The 17,351-nt window shown below is 36.8% G+C and carries 16 protein-coding genes; 10 read left to right on the top strand and 6 right to left on the bottom strand.

Annotation, left to right across the window (positions count from 1 at the left end; translation table 11 throughout):
* Positions 1–23 precede the first annotated feature (23 nt).
* The 4 genes from U9M49_RS14000 to U9M49_RS14015 all read left to right on the top strand — a co-directional run bounded on the left by U9M49_RS14000 (position 24) and on the right by U9M49_RS14015 (position 3,420).
* Positions 24–1,562: a sugar ABC transporter ATP-binding protein gene (locus tag U9M49_RS14000; RefSeq protein WP_095370199.1), complete on the top strand. Its 1,539-nt coding sequence runs from the start codon at positions 24–26 to the stop codon at positions 1,560–1,562.
* A complete protein-coding gene (locus U9M49_RS14005) occupies positions 1,531–2,529 on the top strand; it encodes an ABC transporter permease (RefSeq protein WP_180316995.1) in 999 nt (332 codons plus the stop codon). The genes U9M49_RS14000 and U9M49_RS14005 overlap by 32 nt, the downstream gene beginning before the upstream one ends.
* Positions 2,530–2,779: 250 nt before the next feature.
* Positions 2,780–3,061 (top strand): hypothetical protein, encoded by a 282-nt coding sequence (locus U9M49_RS14010; RefSeq protein ID WP_322910007.1) that lies wholly within the window; start codon positions 2,780–2,782, stop codon positions 3,059–3,061.
* 20 nt (positions 3,062–3,081) lie between these two features.
* The gene (locus U9M49_RS14015) at positions 3,082–3,420 is read left to right on the top strand and encodes a hypothetical protein (protein WP_322910008.1); all 339 of its coding nucleotides are present in this window, start codon (positions 3,082–3,084) and stop codon (positions 3,418–3,420) included.
* 485 nt (positions 3,421–3,905) lie between these two features.
* Here U9M49_RS14015 and U9M49_RS14020 read toward each other — a convergent pair whose 3' ends face one another.
* The 3 genes from U9M49_RS14020 to U9M49_RS14030 form a co-directional block, all read right to left on the bottom strand.
* Positions 3,906–5,819 carry an acyltransferase family protein gene (locus tag U9M49_RS14020; protein ID WP_095370194.1) on the bottom strand — a complete coding sequence of 638 codons (1,914 nt, stop codon included), beginning with the start codon at positions 5,817–5,819 and terminating at the stop codon, positions 3,906–3,908.
* 444 nt (positions 5,820–6,263) lie between these two features.
* Positions 6,264–7,106, bottom strand: coding sequence for a DUF3298 and DUF4163 domain-containing protein (locus tag U9M49_RS14025; RefSeq protein WP_322910009.1), 843 nt, complete (start codon positions 7,104–7,106; stop codon positions 6,264–6,266).
* The gene (locus U9M49_RS14030) at positions 7,099–7,593 is read right to left on the bottom strand and encodes a sigma-70 family RNA polymerase sigma factor (RefSeq protein ID WP_095370192.1); all 495 of its coding nucleotides are present in this window, start codon (positions 7,591–7,593) and stop codon (positions 7,099–7,101) included. Before U9M49_RS14030 ends, U9M49_RS14025 begins: the two co-directional genes overlap by 8 nt.
* A gap of 167 nt (positions 7,594–7,760) precedes the next feature.
* On the opposite strand from U9M49_RS14030, the gene U9M49_RS14035 reads away from it, so the two are divergent.
* Both U9M49_RS14035 and U9M49_RS14040 read left to right on the top strand, forming a co-directional pair.
* A complete protein-coding gene (locus U9M49_RS14035; RefSeq protein WP_322910010.1) occupies positions 7,761–8,393 on the top strand; it encodes a Type 1 glutamine amidotransferase-like domain-containing protein in 633 nt (210 codons plus the stop codon).
* Positions 8,390–8,875 (top strand): GNAT family N-acetyltransferase, encoded by a 486-nt coding sequence (locus U9M49_RS14040; RefSeq protein ID WP_095370190.1) that lies wholly within the window; start codon positions 8,390–8,392, stop codon positions 8,873–8,875. Before U9M49_RS14035 ends, U9M49_RS14040 begins: the two co-directional genes overlap by 4 nt.
* Before the next feature lie 218 nt (positions 8,876–9,093).
* Here U9M49_RS14040 and U9M49_RS14045 read toward each other — a convergent pair whose 3' ends face one another.
* From U9M49_RS14045 to U9M49_RS14055, 3 genes are all read right to left on the bottom strand, one after another.
* Positions 9,094–9,672: a YdhK family protein gene (locus U9M49_RS14045; RefSeq protein ID WP_095370189.1), complete on the bottom strand. Its 579-nt coding sequence runs from the start codon at positions 9,670–9,672 to the stop codon at positions 9,094–9,096.
* A 100-nt stretch (positions 9,673–9,772) separates the two neighbouring features.
* A complete protein-coding gene (locus U9M49_RS14050; protein WP_095370188.1) occupies positions 9,773–10,444 on the bottom strand; it encodes a response regulator transcription factor in 672 nt (223 codons plus the stop codon).
* The gene (locus tag U9M49_RS14055; RefSeq protein WP_322910011.1) at positions 10,419–11,795 is read right to left on the bottom strand and encodes a HAMP domain-containing sensor histidine kinase; all 1,377 of its coding nucleotides are present in this window, start codon (positions 11,793–11,795) and stop codon (positions 10,419–10,421) included. Before U9M49_RS14055 ends, U9M49_RS14050 begins: the two co-directional genes overlap by 26 nt.
* A 138-nt stretch (positions 11,796–11,933) precedes the next feature.
* On the opposite strand from U9M49_RS14055, the gene U9M49_RS14060 reads away from it, so the two are divergent.
* The 4 genes from U9M49_RS14060 (at position 11,934) to U9M49_RS14075 (ending at position 17,299) form a co-directional block, all read left to right on the top strand.
* On the top strand, positions 11,934–12,143 hold the full coding sequence (locus U9M49_RS14060) for a hypothetical protein (RefSeq protein ID WP_157733767.1): 210 nt from the start codon (positions 11,934–11,936) through the stop codon (positions 12,141–12,143).
* Positions 12,144–12,721: 578 nt separating this feature from the next.
* The gene (locus tag U9M49_RS14065; protein WP_095370184.1) at positions 12,722–13,612 is read left to right on the top strand and encodes a cation diffusion facilitator family transporter; all 891 of its coding nucleotides are present in this window, start codon (positions 12,722–12,724) and stop codon (positions 13,610–13,612) included.
* Between the two features lie 158 nt (positions 13,613–13,770).
* Positions 13,771–15,495, top strand: coding sequence for an ABC transporter ATP-binding protein (locus tag U9M49_RS14070; protein ID WP_307317663.1), 1,725 nt, complete (start codon positions 13,771–13,773; stop codon positions 15,493–15,495).
* On the top strand, positions 15,488–17,299 hold the full coding sequence (locus tag U9M49_RS14075; RefSeq protein WP_322910012.1) for an ABC transporter ATP-binding protein: 1,812 nt from the start codon (positions 15,488–15,490) through the stop codon (positions 17,297–17,299). The genes U9M49_RS14070 and U9M49_RS14075 overlap by 8 nt, the downstream gene beginning before the upstream one ends.
* The last annotated feature ends 52 nt before the right edge of the window (positions 17,300–17,351 follow it).

Here is a 17,351-nt window from a genome sequence, read left to right on the forward strand (position 1 = left end):
TCTATGAAGGAGGTCTCCTTTAAGTGAGTGAAGTTGTTTTGGAAATGAAAAAGATTAGTAAGAGTTTTGGAAAAGTTACGGCATTAAAGAACGGGGAGTTAGTGGTTCATAAAGGAGAAATACATGCCTTGCTTGGAGCAAATGGAGCTGGGAAAAGTACATTAATGAAAATTCTCTCTGGGGTATATAGACAAGACCAAGGAGAAATTTTGATTAACCACGAAAAAGCAACTTTTCAACACCCTAGTGACGCGAAAGAAAAAGGAATATTTTGCGTTTATCAGGAGGTTGATACAGCCATTGTTCCACAGCTTACTGTAGCGGAAAATATTATGCTTGATCGCTTTTCACAAGAGAAAGGGTGGTACTTCTCTCGTAAGGATCTACATCGTCAGGCACAGGAAGCATTAACATTACTCGAGGTGAATGATATTGAGCTAAATCAAGCAGCTTCAAATCTAAGTCTTGCTAAAAAGCAATTGGTTCTCATAGCTCGGGCGTTAGTGCAAACGACTAAAGTCATTATTTTTGATGAGCCAACCGCTCCATTATCACATATAGAAGCAGAGAAATTATTTCATGTAATTAGGCAACTGAGAGTAAAGGGAATTGGTTGTATTTTTATTACACATCGATTACCTGAAGTATTCGCCATTGCAGATGTGGTAACGGTTATGAGAGACGGATGTCGGATTTCAACCGTACCAATTGCTCAGATAACGCAGGAAATGGTAATTGAACAAATGCTTGGAGAAGTATGGCATGAGGAAAGAAACGTTATGCACAGTTATAAACGAGGGGAAGAGGTTTTAGCACTTAAGAATATCAATCTAGGAAAGTTACAAAATATTAGTTTAAATGTATATGAAGGTGAAGTTGTAGGAATTGCGGGCTTGGTAGGTGCTGGAAAAACAGAACTAGCGAAAACAATATTTGGAAATACACCAGCCACTTCAGGAGAAATCAGAGTCTCTGGTAAGAAGATACAGGTGAAGCATCCAAAAACAGCTATTGCTTGTGGTATCACTCATATTCCTGAAGAAAGGCGGAAAGAAGGTCTATTCATTAATGAAACGATATCGAAGAATGTAACTTTCCCACAGCTGAAAAAGTACGTAAAAGGGGGTTTTATTAACAGAAAGGCTGAGAGAAAAGCTACTGAAGAAGTGATTTCAACTTTGCAGGTGAAAGCAAATGATGTGGACGTAGAGGTGAATCATTTAAGTGGGGGAAATCAGCAAAAGATCGTTATCGGTAAGTGGTTATCAAGTGAAGCGAAGGTTTATTTATTTGATGAGCCTACTAAAGGCGTGGACATCGGTGCGAAAAGAGAGATTCTTAAACTAATTCAACAGCTTGCAAAGGAAGGCAAGGCCATTTTGTATTTTAGTAGTGAAATCCAAGAATTATTAACAGTTTGCCATAGAGTATTAGTGATGTATGATGGCAAAATCGTGAAAGAATTTACGCAAAAAGAGGCAACGCAAGAAAAGATTCTGTTATATGCAAGTGGTGGAAAGGAAGTCAATCATGAAGGACCAATTGATCGCATTTCTATTTAAATACGGGGCAATTACTTTACTTATTCTTATTATTTTTTATTTTACAAGTGTGAGCCCATTCTTTTTAACCTATGATAATTTTTCGGATATATTACGTTCCATTTCGATTGTCACTGTGCTCGCGCTCGGGGTCACATTTACATTAGTAGTTGACGGTTTTGATTTATCTGTTGGCTCCACGATGTCATTAGCAACTGTTTTTACAGCTTCATTGATGGTTTGGTATGATTTACCGCTATGGTTAGTTCTACTATTACCAATTATCGTTGGAGTGGCAGTTGGATTATTTAATTCGTTCTTAATTGTTGTGATAGGTATTCCCGATTTATTAGCAACATTGAGCAGTATGTACATCGTAGCGGGATTACATCGGACTTATACAGAAGGATACTCAATTTATAACCATATGCCACTGACTTCTGGTGGGACAGCAATTGGTGAGTTTTCTAATGCCTTTCTATGGATTGGTCAAGGCCATTTATTAGGTATCCCTGTACCTGTATGGATCATGGTCATTCTAGTGTTAGCTTCCTACTGTTTTTTGAATTATACGAGATGGGGCAGAATCTTTTATATGACAGGAGGGAATGCCGAAGCTGCGACCTTATCTGGTGTAAAAGTAAAGAAAATCAAATGCATGGCTTATGTAATTTCAGGAATTTTTGCTAGCATAGCAGGCATTTTATTTACTGCTAGGGTAGGATCAGGGCAAATCGATGCAGGTGCACCACTACTGATGGAGGCTGTTGCAGCTGTATTTGTTGGCTACTCGGTACTAGGGGCTGGAAAACCAAATGCGTTAGGTACATTTTTTGGCGCAGCAGTCATCGGTGTATTATTAAATGGTTTAACTATTTTGAATCTACCTTATTATGGTTTTGATATTATTAAAGGGACTGTACTCGTTTTAGCATTGGCAGTGACTTATATGTATGCGAAAAATAAGTTTTCAACAAATAGCTTATAGAAGTAGTAGTAGTGGGTGAGGCACTTTTGTAGTTGCAGGTAGGCTAATCGCTTACTTTGGAAGATACAAATATTTGTTTTAGTTGATAAGGCAAAGGTGGTTTGTGTCTCATTTAAACGGAGAAATAGTGATGAAAGCTTTAGCAAATGGCGTTTGCGAGTGGCTCAGATGAGAAATAGGAGACGAGAGGTGAGCAATGGCGATAGCGAGTCGCTCAGATGGAAAATAGGAGACGAGAGGAGAGCAAATGGTGTTTGCGAATCGCTTAGATGGAAAACAGGAAACGAGAGGAGAGCAAATGGTGTTTGCGAGTCGCTCAGATGGAAAACAGGAGACGAGAGGAGAGCAAATGGTGTTTGCGAGTCACTCAGGTGGAAAACAGGAGACGAGAGGAGAGCAAATGGTGATAGCGAGTCGCTCAGATGGAAAACAGGAACCGAGAGGAGAGCAAATAGCGATAGCGAGTCGCTCAGGTAGAAAACAGGAGACGAGAGGAGAGCAAATGGTGTTTGTGAGTCACTCAGGTGGATAACAGGAAATGAGAGGAGAGCAATGGCGATAGCGAGTCGCTCAGGTAGAAAACAGGAGACGAGAGGAGAGCAAATGGTGTTTGCGAGTCACTCAGATGGAAAACAGGAACCGAGAGGAGAGCAAATAGCGATAGCGAGTCGCTCAGGTAGAAAACAGGAAACGAGAGGAGAGCAAATGGTGTTTGCGAGTCGCTCAGGTGGAAAACAGGAGACGAGAGGAGAGCAAATGGTGATAGCGAGTCGCTCAGATGGAAAACAGGAAACGAGAGGAGAGCAAATGGTGTTTGTGAGTCACTCAGATGAGAGACAGGAAACGAGAGGAGAGCAAATAGCGATAGCGAGTCGCTCAGGTGGAAAATAGGAGACGAGAGGAGAGCAAATGGCGATAGCGAGTCGCTCAGGTAGAAAACAGGAACCGAGGGGAGAGCAAATGGCGATAGCGAGTCGTTCAGATAGAAAACAGTAAACGAAAGCAGAGCAATTGAACATTACGTTGACCGGGAATCGGTGCTTGAGATAGGAAAACAGATAAGACAAACATAGAGGTGAGAATAGATACGGAGGAGTTCGCTGGAGGTAAGTATTTGTCCTAGTTTTAACTGGAACAACTTTTTCTTGTTACCTCTCTTAATAGGTGCAGATATTTACTTTGAAGATTCTCCACCAAGTGAACGAGCAAACGGGTTACCATAGCTCACCATTTTAGAATTTGCACCCGAGAAAACACAAGTCGTTTCTTCTATATTTTTTATCGGAATTTCACTCTCCACAATGGTTCAACAATTAGCATGCAGCTGATATAAAAAAGGCCGCTGAACATTTTTGGGTTCAGCGGCACTTTGTTGATTATTTTTCTTCTATGGATGCTTCAATATAGTTATTCATTTCTGTTTCGATTAGCTCAGCTAGTGATTCTGCCCCTGTTTTTCCTACATGGACGCCATCACCTCCGAAGTATTCGGGATGATTTTCTCCGAGTTTGTGCCAATCGACTAGTGTGACATGGTCTTCAACTTCCGCTTTTTCCAATAAAGCTTTATTTACATCTTCTTCCCATGAACGTGGTACCTTTGTATTTACAAGGTAAATATCTGCTTCACTAAATAAATCAACCAGTTCATCTAAATGCTTTTCACGGAAAAAGCCGTTTGTACCTAGCATGAAAATGATCGCATTTCCTTTTTGGTTAAAGGAAGTGTATTGCTGGCTAACATCGACTGCTTGATGAACTTGACGCCCTACCTTTGCATCAATCGTAATAGCAGGAAAGCGTAACTGTAGACTTGGTGCAACATCAAGCATTAATGAATCACCAATGGCAAGAATTTGGTTATAATGCTCAGCGGCAGGGAGTGGCTCTGCCTGTTTTTCTGCTTCATTCTCAACTTCTTCCGTACCTTCTGTATTCTCCTCTGGTGCTTCTTCAGAAGAGTCATTTTTCTCTGGAACGTTGGAAGCTTCTTCTTTCGTTTCTTCTTTCGGTTGATCTTCACTGTTTTCTTGGGAAATAACTAACTCTGTTGGTTTCTCTTCTTGCTCTTCTCCCTTGACAACTCCCGTCATACCAGCAATAAAGATAATAGCTACTAATGGGACAAAAGCTGCACCAACTCTACATTGTACATTTAAACTTTTCCATTTGAGCGGATTTATTTTCTTGAAATTTTTAAAGAATGCTCTAAAACCATACTTTCTAATCGGTTGCTCTAAGAATCGGTAGGAAACTTCTGCTATTGCAAAAATAGCAATGAGCTGTAATAGCACTCTCCATAACTGCGGTGCCGCTATTTGGTCGAGAGGCGTTGTTAAAATAATAATTGGATAATGCCATAAATAAATACCATATGAGCGAGTACCAATCCACCTAAGGGGTTTCCATGATAGCCACTTGCTTAATATACTTGATGGGTGACAGACACAAGCAATAACAACCGCTGATAGGAGTGCAATAAGGAACAAGCCCCCAATATATAGAAACGGATTATATTCATTAATGGTAAACATGCATAGTAACAAAATCACTAGCGCACCGACACTGGTTACATTAAGTGTTTGTTTTAGTTGGGGTGATAGCTTTTTAGCTGATAGCCTTTTCATTGGCCAAACAAGTGCTAGCCAACAACCAATTAATAATTCAAATGAACGTGTATCAGTCCCATAATAAACTCTGCTAGGATCACCATTGGGATCATATTGTAATGACATCCATAAACAAGATAATAAAGCACCTAAAAAGATAATCTTTGAAACAGTTGCTCGATGCTTGAAGATATAAATTAGAGCCGTTAGGGCAAGTGGCCATAATAGATAGAATTGTTCTTCAATTGCCAGTGACCATAGGTTTTTTATTGGAGATGGAGCAGCAAAACTATCAAAATAGGAAACCTCGTGGAAAATAAACCACCAGTTACTTACATAAAATAGAGAAGCTAGCGCATCACCACGCATAACGGATAACAAGTTTTGATGAAAAAGAACGACCCACACAAAGGTAATAAAAATCATTGCATAAGAAGCGGGTAATAAGCGGCGAGCACGGCCAACCCAGAACTTCTTCAAATCTAATTTCATGCTTTTGTTTTGATCCGGTAATAGAGTGGAAGTAATAAGGTAGCCAGATAGAACAAAGAAAAGGCTAACGCCTAAAAATCCACCTTCTGCCCAATCAAAGCGAAAGTGATAGGCGATGACGGCTAAGACTGCAATCGCTCTCAGTCCGTCGAGCCCGGTAATATAATGTGTGTGTGTCTTTTTTTTCATATGTACGTCCTCCATTTTTGATGCAATTAAACTCTAGCTGACGGAGGGAACCTTCCTCCGTTTTAAAGTGAACCTCTAAATTATTTACGTATTTTCTATTGAACTTTATGTATATAAAATAGACGATGATTATGTCGTAATTAGTTTCAAAAAGCTTGTAAAAAAATTTGCAGAATAGCGATAAAAAAGCACTACAATTATTCATTTTACTCTTATTATGTAATGATTTGGATAGGTGGAAAGAATGATATATTATAAGGGGGAAAAGTCCTGTTTAATAGGGAAAAATAAGCAGTTAACAGGAGAAAAGAATCTTGAAATGATCAATGATATATTAGAAAAGGTCATTTAAAATTCAAGTTTACAATTATGGCTTCTTCCCAAAAAGTAAGACCCCTCTTTTTTAAGTAGGAGAGGCCTCATTTCTATTTATTCAAATCATACTTAGTTTATATAACGGTCACTTACTAGTATTTCATCGATGATCTCAGTTGGAATTTCAAACTGAACAACGCCCATATAACCAGGTGCCACTTCATATTCATTAAAAGAGATGATCAGGTGGTTATCTTCGTTGATAAAGAATGGTTGATCGTGATTAATAGTAGTAAATGATTCGACATCATCTAGCCAATAAATAAGATTTTCATCATTGGCCATATTCTGCTTCATTTGCTTTTTAATTTCTTCACTTATTATCTCTACATATGCTTCTGAAGTAAATAAACTAGGTAAAGTAATAACGGTTTGTAATTCTTTATCAATCGTAAGGTAATCTTTTTGTTCATATCCAGATGCTTCAGCTTTAAACGTATTAAGTTCAATAGAAAGTATCTGATTATTTTCATTCACAATGGAGTAATCACTTTGAATAGCTAGGTGACCATTACTATCCATATATTCTTGATATAATTGCTTTCCTTTTTCAAGAAAAGCTTGATTTAAATGAGTTTCTAGTTGGTGATTTTCTAGACCAGAGATTTCTGGTATCTCTACATCAATGGATTTACTTTCTTGTTCCTCGTGTATTTTATCAATGGTAATAACCTCAATAATTTGTTTTAAAATAGGTACTTCTGACATTGCTTTTGCCGCCTGAGGGCTAAAGTTTACTGTTGCTGTAAAAATACTCGCAGCTGCCACAATACTAGTTGGCCATATCCAACGCTTTTTCGTATGCTTTTGTTGAGTGTGACTAGTTAGTGCACTTTCTATAATATCATCTAACTCTGTTGGTATAGGTATATCATTATATTGTCTACGCCATTCTTTCAGTCGGTTACTCATCCATTTCATCTCCTTCTGTCAGTTCAAGCTTTAATAATTTTAAGCCGCGATATAATCGAGTCTTGACTGTATTGACATTTTCATCTATTACAGTAGCAATTTCTTGAATCTTTAAGTCTTCAAAATAGCGTAGTAAAATGACCGTTTTATATTGTAAGGGCAATTGTGCTAATGCATCATGTAAGTCAAAATGCATATAATCATCATGTTCTCCACTTTGCAAATAGGTGATTGTGTCATGATCTGATACAGTCATGCGTTTATGCTTTTTTAAGAAGTCGAGCGATGTACGTACGATAATCTTATAGAACCAACTTCTTAATGCATCTACATTTTCTAATTTATTCATTGAAAGCAATCCTTTTTTTATGGATTCACTGACAATATCTAAGGCATCTGCTTGGTTTCTAACATAACTATAAGCAAGCCGGTAGTAATCTTGTTTATGCTCTTCAATCATTTGTACAAACAAATTTTGGTTATTCATCTTTCAAGGAGCTCCTTTTAAAAAACTTTGTACAATGGATAGACGATTGATCTCATAGAAAAAGTTTGTGCGGAAAAAAACTTTTTATTTATTAATTATGCTAATGTTTGCTTAAGAAATAGAATTCGTAATGTAAAAGAAAAGTTGAAGAAACTGGAGGTGTGTTTATGGATCAACATTTATTTTTATTTGGTGGAAGTCCGCCCTTTGGAAGAATTCATGGAAAGCAGTTTGCTAGTCTCTGTAATCAAAAAAATGGACATGTAGCGATATTTTGTTTAAATCGTAAAGGCTGGCAAACTTATATGCCTAAATATCAGCATATTTTAGAAGAAGAAGGTGTAACTGATTTTCGCTATTATTTATTAGAAGAGACGAACTCAATCCGTAGTGAAAAAATAACTGGCATTATTATATGTGGCGGTGACACACTGTCCTATCATCACTATATCGTAACTAAAAGGGTAGGAATAAAGCAACTTTTTCAAGAAGGAGTGCCAATCGCAGGCTTTTCTGCCGGTGCTTTGATCTGCTCAGAATATTGTATGGTTTCCCCGAGCGATTATAAAGGAGATAAGCTGATGATTTTAAATGGCTTAGGTATTTTACAGAATTATATTATCGCTGCTCATTATTCAAAATGGAATGAAAAGCAGAACCTACTTGCTGTGATGACTGAAACGAAGACAGAGAAGGGGTTGGGCTTGGATGATGAAGCAAGTGTATATTTGAAAAATGGCCATATTGAATCGTTAGAAGGTAAGAATGTACATATCGAGAAAGGTTGGAGTTTTGAATGATAATCAAAGAGCTTTCCGTAGATGATGCGAAACAACTTGTACAATTAATGGAGGATGTAGAGGCAAGCAGTCCTTATATGTTGATGGAAGCAGGGGAAAGAACATTAACAGTTGAAGGAGCAGAGGCCATTATTAATAGAGATAATATAACGGTTATTGGTGCCGAAGATGAAGAACGATTGATTGGGTATACACTTGTGATCAAAGAAACGGTACGAAAGAAAAAACATTGTGCGAGTATTGTTGTCGGTGTTCATAAAGATTACAGAGGAATGGGAGTTGGAGGGCAATTATTACAGGCGGTACTAGCATGGGCCAATCATCAAGCTATCATGCGGATTGAATTGACAGTAGTATCAGAAAATGAAGCAGCACTTGCACTATACAAAAAAATAGGTTTTGAAGTAGAAGGGGTGAAGCGAAGATCGTTATTAATGGACGGAGAATATTATGATGAGTATTATATGGGGAAATTATTTTAAAAGAATTGAATAAAAAGAGAGAGATGATAGAACTCAACCTAATATAATTCAAGACACTTGAAAACATAAGAGATAGGTAAATAGAGAATATCCACTCAAGTGGATACACCACAATAGAAAAAGCAAGTCCACATAACTCTTGGCGATTGCTAAAAGATATGTGGACAAGATATTATGCTATGATTCAACTTTTGATTATACTAGAGCCGATTTGCTTCTTATCTTTCTAATTCGGCTTCCGTAACCCATTTATGGTTTTTGACTTTTTCCACACCAGTGGTTGGCGTATAGTCAATCATATAAACGGTTGTGTCTTCACTTGAAGCGATTTCTACTTCTGCGCCCTTCATACCTTCCATATGATCAGCAGTAGTCACAGCGGTTTCTCCCTCTTGTAATGGTGCTTCACCTGGTTCTTCAAGCTCTTCATGAATAATCCATTTGTGATTTTTCACAGGGTCACCACCAGAAGTAGGGGTATAGTTTACTGCATAAGCTGTTGTATTATAGGCGCCAACAATCTTTGCCTCCGCACCTTCCATGCCTTCCATATGTCCATTTTTTATTGTAACTGTAGAGCCCACAGCGTAAGTGGGTTCATCCGCTTTTTCTAGGCCTTCCGGGATTTCACCATCACTAGAATGATCCATTCCTTCATGGTCCATCTCTTCATGATTCATTTCTTCTTGTTCGTTCGTTTCATCATTAGTTGGTGATGAATCATTGTTGTTAGTACAAGCAGCTAAAAATACCATTGCCAACAAGGCAATTATTCCAACGGTTAGTTGCTTTTTCATTTAGGTCATCTCCTTTAATGGATTTGCAATTATTATAAATCGTAAATTTGCAGATTATATGAAGGAATATTGTCTTCTTCATTCTGAACAAAAGGAAAGATTATGATACCCATTTATATCCAATTCCCCATACGGTTTGTAAATGCTGATCAATAGGGAAGTCGACTTCACGTAGCTTTTCTCTTATATTTCGTATATGTGAATCAACTGTTCGATCTTCGATATATACACCGTATCCCCAAATTTTCGTAATGAGATGTTCGCGAGAGAAAACATGATTTTGATGAGATAAAAAAAGCTCAAGTAACACAAATTCTTTTTGCGTGACAGGGATTTTTTTCTTTTGATAGTAAAAATCATAGGATTCCTTATTTAACTGTAGTTCTTTAAATATGATTTCACTGCCAGTTGATTTTGTTCTTCTTAAGACAGCTTCGATTCTAGCGATAAGTTCTTCTTCATCAAATGGTTTTGCAATATAATCGTCGGCACCAATGGTTAGCCCCTTGACGACATCTGGTTTACTTCCTTTCGCTGTTAACATAATAATCGGCACATCACTTTGTTGTTTAATCAATTGACATAGATCCCACCCGTCCATATCAGGCATCATTACATCAATGATAACTAGTTCAATAGCGTGATCTTCCATATAATTAAGCGCACATGCACCGGAAGTTTTTTTTATACAAGAAAACCCGTTCTGTGATAAATATAGGTCTAATAAATCAAGCATCCGCATTTCGTCATCTACTAAAAGTATCTTTCTCATTTAATACCGCTCCTTTTAACATGATAGTAAAAGTTGTCCCGGTTTTTGAGTTGCTTTTGACAGTAATCTCACCATTATGGGCGTTGACTAATTCTTTCACAATCGAAAGACCAAGACCAGAACCTCCTTTACATGAATCGTTGCTATATGTTCCACGATAAAAGCGTTTAAAGATATGTGGGAGATCTTTTTCTTGAATGCCACTTCCGTTATCAATAATTCTTAAGTATAAATCTTTTGTATTCGTCCATATTTTTAATGTTGTTTCCGTAGCTGTTTGACTATATTTCAAAGAATTATCCAAAAGGTTATAAAGCATTTGTTCTACTCTAGCAGAATCGATATTCACATTAATATCTTTTTGGGGCATTTCCACATGTAATCTCATGGATTGATGCAAGAAAGCTGGTTCAAATTTATGATGTAAATGGGCTATGAATTCGCTTAACTGAATGGTTTGTTTCTTCATTTCAAAGCCGTATTGATCTATTTTTGCTAATTCAAATAAGTCTTCTACTAGTGTATTTATTCTTTTGGCTTCTTCCTGAATGATGGATAAATATTTATCACGTTCTTCAATGGAGAGATTCTTTCTTTGAACAATGTCAGCATATCCTTTAAGGTAAGTGAGCGGTGTTCTTAATTCATGAGAAATAGTAGCTAAAAATTGACTGCGTTCTTCCTTTAAATGCATTAACTCACTTGCAAGTAGGTTGATGGTTTTTGCTAGTTTACCAAGTTCATCATTTCCTATATCAGGTAGAGATATGGAGAAATCGCCACTTTTTATTTGTATCGTGGCTTCTTTCATCTTATTAAGCGGTCGAACTAAAGCGATAGAAAGCAATATTATAATCACAATCGTTAAGATAGCTGTGATTAATCCGGTAATAAAAAAATGATTATTTAAACGATCAATCAGTGTTTGAATAGAATCAGTGTTTTGGAACATGAAAACGTATCCTTGATTAGGAATAGAGCTTACAGTAACAATATAGGGTTGATTTTTCCAATCATTTTCTACGACACCGTTTTGTAGCTTCATTCCTGATGAAATTATTTTTTTTAAATCAATTGAAAGTGAGGAAGCAAGTACACTTCCCTTTAAGTTTGTAACCATCACATCCGTATTGGCTTCCTTTTCCATTAGGGCTACATGCTCAATTGTATCTGCTTCAAAACTTGTCTTTAACGTATCTCTATGAGCGTCTCCCCTAGATTGTAAGGCAAAAAGTTCCTCTTCCACTCGCGACTCAACTAAGGAAGAGTGAAGAAAGAAAAATAGAAAGAGTTCTAAAGTAAATATAATCAAGAAAAATATAAGTCCTAGTTTTACGGATAAATTCTTCATAGCATCACCTATCGCATATTATAGAGAATAGTTGTGGAGAATGTGTGCAGAGTGACTTGTCATATCTTAGCTTGTTTCGTACATAAGTATAGAGCAGAAAGCAAAAGAATAGTCACTTTCGGAGTGGAAGGTTGTGAAATGATGTACCGTGGTAAAAATAAATTCACCTCAATTATTATCGTGCTTGCTTTAACACTAATGATATATTTAATTATGAATGTATTTAAGCATACCGATGTCTATATCGTATATCGAGCAGGAATTGGGACATTTGTAATCACGGGGTTTATCATTACTGCAATTGTTGTTCTATATATAAAGGGAAATTCATTTGGTAAAAGACGATAGAAAGGGAGAGGTAATTCAAGTTTAAAAATTTAAGTACTTCCTGTATGCCTAAGTTCCTTTTATTGTCCTTGCATACTTTATCATATGCTGGTTGAAGATTGGCATGGAGAATAAGTAACGGAGATTTACTCAAAAGGGTTTGTATTTGTTCAGAACTCAAGAAGAGAAAAATAGCTAGAAGTTTTAGCATATTGGCACACGAGAAAAGGAATGTACGACATGATACGTGGTGTATCATATGCATATCTAATCTAATACAAAGCAAGATTTTGTCTTGCCATACATAGAGGCTTCCAAATATTTAGTTGGAAGCCTTTTTTGTGTAGATATAAATTAATCTTCAACAATTATAAGGGGTTCAATCTATGTATGAAAGGTGTGATTCTGGAGACATTATGTGAATACGATGCAGGGGCTAGGAGGATTGTAGATATGTTTGGATTACCGATAAAATGTTTGCCTCTTTCAACATTTTTTTATTATCCCTATTTAAATTCAATTAGCCAAAAAGGTTGCTATAGACCCACTCGACTAGTGATTGCTATGATAAATATAGCTATTGAAGGGTGTGTTTTTTAGTGGATGAACAAAAATATAAGAATTTAAAAATTGGTGAAAAAGGTGCAAAGTTAAGTATTATTGTCTATATAATACTATCGGTTTTTAAGTTGACCGTTGCCTATATGACAAACTCAGCTGCGCTAAAAGCAGATGGATTAAATAATGTGACAGATATTATTGCGAGTATTGCCGTATTGGTGGGCTTAAGAATTTCACAACGGCCTCCCGATAAAGATCATAAATATGGACATTGGAAGAGTGAAGCAATTGCCTCCTTGATTGCTGCTTTTATTATGTTTGCTGTAGGTGCAGAGGTAATTATTGGAGCGTTTTCCTCTTTAGTAAATCAAACATCCGAAGCTCCTAATGCGATTGCTGGATATGTGGCTTTATTGGCTGCTGCAATAATGTTTGTTGTGTCTACTTACAACCAAAAGTTAGCAAAAAGCATTGATAGTAAATCACTATATGCAGTGGCAATGGATAATCGCTCTGATGCTCTTGTTAGTATTGGTGCTGCAATTGGTATATTTGGATCTCAACTTGGATTACCTTGGTTAGATACTGTGACAGCTGTAATAGTTGGGTGTTTGATTGTTAAAACAGCTTGGGAGATCTTCAGGGACTCTACACATCAATTAACAGACGGCTTTGATGAGGATAAGATTGAGGAATATGAAAATGCCATTCATGCGATTGAAGGTGTGAAAGAAATAAAGGAAATCAAAGGGCGTTTGTATGGAAATAATATCGTTGTAGATGTGATTATTTGTGTAGAAGGAACGATGGATATTAATCTTGCCCATGATCTTGCTACATTAGTTGAAAAAGAATTAATCGAGAATCATCATGTTTATGATGTCCATGTTCACGTTGAGCCTCATGAAACTTGTGAAGATGGGGGCTAATCGTAAATAAAAGAAGCTCATCTGAATAAATTCGGGTGAGCTTTTTTACTATTGTAGAACAAAACAATTTACAAAAGGGGAAATTCTAATTGACCAAATACAGTCAGTAAGCGTTAAAATAATTAAGTTAGAACAACAAGAAATAGAGGAGAGAATGGATGCAATCATTTGGAAAATTATTAAATTACATAAAGCCATATTGGTTTTTTGCTTGTTTGGGCCCTTTATTAATGTTTATTGAAGTAAGTATGGATTTACTTCAGCCCACAATCATGCAACATATGATTGATGACGCAATTGCTAATAATAACACGGAGCTGACGATTCAGCTTGGTATTTCTATGATCATTGTCGCCATCATCGGATTAATTGGTGGGATTGGTTGTTCTATTTTCAGCACAAAAGCTGCTGTCCATTTTTCAACAGACATAAGAAAGGATGTATTTAATCGTATTGTCCAATTTTCAAGTAGGGACGTGGATCGATATGGTTCGGGTAAGCTCATAACGATTGTAAGTAATGATATAAGTGTTTTACAGCGTGCGATATTAATGACGTTGAAAGTTTTTGTAAGGGGACCATTATTGTTCATAGGTAGTGTCCTAATCGTCTTTTTTACTGCAAGAGAACTCTTTCCAATTGTTATGATTGCTGTGCCGATCTTATTTATTATTATTATTTATTTCACAAAAAAATCAGCAGCTTTATTTAAAAAAGTGCAAGAAGCAATCGATGTCATCAATACGCGCTTACAAGAAAATTTAGCCGGTATTCGCGTTGTTAAAGCATTCGGAAGGGAAAACTTTGAAAAGAAGCGCTTTGCCGAAAAAAACAGCATGTTAACGAAGGTCAATATTTCAGCAGAACAATTGATTGCTCTCATGATGCCATTGTTGCTTTTTATTGTGAATTTAGGCATTGTGGCTGCTTTATGGCTTGGTGTAATAAAGGTTGATGGAGGAGCAATTGAAGTGGGAGCAATCCTTGCTTTTATAAACTATATGACAATTATTATGAATGGCTTGATGTCCAGTAGCCATGTGTTGATGTTGATAACAAGAGCTTTCCCTTCAGCTAATCGCATACAAGAAGTACTCACGGTTGAGCAAGATATGGTTGACGGTGAATATACCATTGTTAATCAAAAAGAGGATCATTTACTATTTAAAGATGTTGCTTTTAGTTATAGCAAAAATGGGGAGTATGTGCTGAAAAATTTGAACTTCACTATTCAACGAGGTAAGACATTAGGAATCATCGGTCCAACTGGTAGTGGAAAGACAACGATAGCCAAACTAATTCCTCGATTGTATGATGTCGATCATGGGCAAATCTTTTTGAACGGTGTTGATATAAAAAATTACACCAAAGAAACGTTACGGAAACAAATCGGTTTTGTCAGCCAACGTGCACTATTATTTTCTGGTACTATTGCAAACAATTTAAAAGATGGGAAAACCGATGCATCACTAGAAGAAATGAAACAAGCGGCAAATGATGCATGTGCAGTCGAGTTCATTGATAAATTGGATGAAGGTTATGAGTATGAAGTGGCGCAAGGAGGGAAGAATTTTTCCGGTGGTCAAAGACAAAGACTTTCCATTGCTAGAGCATTTATTAGGGAGCCAGACTTGCTCATTCTTGATGACTCAACATCCGCCGTTGATGCACTATCTGAAAAGAAAATTCAACAAGCATTAAAGCAGCGTCATTCGACGAAAATTATTATTTCATCAAAGATATCTTCCATAAGAGAAGCTGATGAGATTCTTGTTCTTCATGAGGGTGAGGTTGTGGCTAAAGGTAATCATGATACGTTGTTAGAAGAAAGTGGAGTGTACAAGGAGATTTACCAAACACAAGGGGGAGCCGGCCATGAATAATCAACCAAAAGAACAAAAAACACTAGATTTTGGCCGAGGACCTAGCCGCATGAATGGGAAAGGTGCAACACCGAAAAAATTTACAGGGACATTGCTACGTATATGGCAGTATATGAAACAACAAAAGTTAAGAATGATACTTGTTGTTTTTATGGTGTTATTATCAACTTTATTTACATTAGCTGGTCCTTATTTAATCGGTGTCATTATTGATGATTATATTTTAAAAGGTGATATTACAGGTACCATTGTCATGTCCGCCATACTTGCATGTATATATATCCTTATATCTATTACCACATGGGCACAAGCGCTCATAATGGTAAATGTGTCATTATTAACAATAAAAAAAATCCGCCAGGAATTATTTGATCAGCTCCAAAGTTTATCATTGAAATTTTTCGATAAGCGTTCTTATGGCGAATTAATGAGTCGAGTAACAAATGATATTGATCAATTACATGCAGCACTTAGTCAAAGTGTGATTCAAATAGTTTCATCCGTTTTAACAATTACCGGGGTAGCGATAGCGATGATTGCTTTAAATGGTGTGATGGCCATTGTGGCATTCTTGGTGATTCCACTTATGTTTTTAGCAACTAAAGCGATTGTGTCTTATAGCAGTCGTTATTTTTCTGCGAGACAGCGAGATCTTGGCGAAGTGAATGCGAAAGTGGAGGAGTCCATCTCTGGATTGGAGATCATTTCATTATATGGCAAAGAGGATGATGTTCTTACTTCTTTTAATTATCAAAATGAGTCGTTACGAACTTCTTCTATTCGTGCTGAAATATCTTCAGGATTTCTTGGCCCAGTGAATAATTTTGTGAATAACTTGGGGTTAGCCTTTATTATATTTACAGGCGCGTTACTAGCGATTGTAAATATGGCTTCGATAGGGATGATTGCATCATTTGTGACGTATTCTCGCAATTTTTACCGTCCAATTAATCAGTTGTCAAATTTGATTACCACCTTCCAATCCGCCATTGCTGGTGCAGAGCGTGTATTTGAAGTTTTAGATGAAAAAACTGATATAGTTGATAGGCCCAAAGCTTTGAAGGTGTCTGCATTGTTAGGAAATGTTGAATTTAGGAATGTTTCTTTTGCTTATGAGAAGAAAGAGGTTTTATCATCGCTTAATTTTAGTGTGAAAGCTGGAGAGACCATTGCCATCGTTGGTCCAACTGGTTCGGGTAAAACAACAATCATTCAATTACTCGCTCGTTTTTATGATGTTACAAAGGGTGCAATCTATATTGATGGTGCAGACATAAGAGACTATGAAATCCGTCTACTTCGTAAAAATATCGGAATCGTCCTACAAGATTCTTATTTATTTTCTGGAACAGTTATGGAGAATATTCGTTATGGGAAGCTTAAAGCAAAAGATACAGATGTAATAGAGGCAGCCAAGCTTGCGTCAGCTCATGCCTTTATAAAACATCTCCCTAAAGGATATGATACGTTAATAGAAAGTGGCGGCAGCAATTTAAGTCAAGGTCAAAGGCAGCTTCTTTCTATCGCAAGAGCTATGCTTTCGAATCCCAATATTCTAATTTTAGATGAAGCCACATCGAGTATTGATACACAAACCGAAATTCATATTCAAAAGGGATTAGCACAATTAACGAAGGGGAAAACGACATTTGTCATTGCCCATCGCCTCAAAACAATTGAGAATGCCAATCATATTATGGTCATTAAGGATGGAGAAATCGCTGAACAAGGGACTCATCAGCATTTGTATAATCAAAATGGTGTTTATGCAGAAATGTATAACCAGCAGTTTTTAAGTCACTGATGTTATATACATACAATAATAAGGTGAAGGATTAAACGAGCACAAATGATAA

This window comes from Cytobacillus sp. OWB-43, from assembly GCF_034651445.1.
GTDB lineage: Bacteria > Bacillota > Bacilli > Bacillales > Cytobacillaceae > Cytobacillus > Cytobacillus kochii.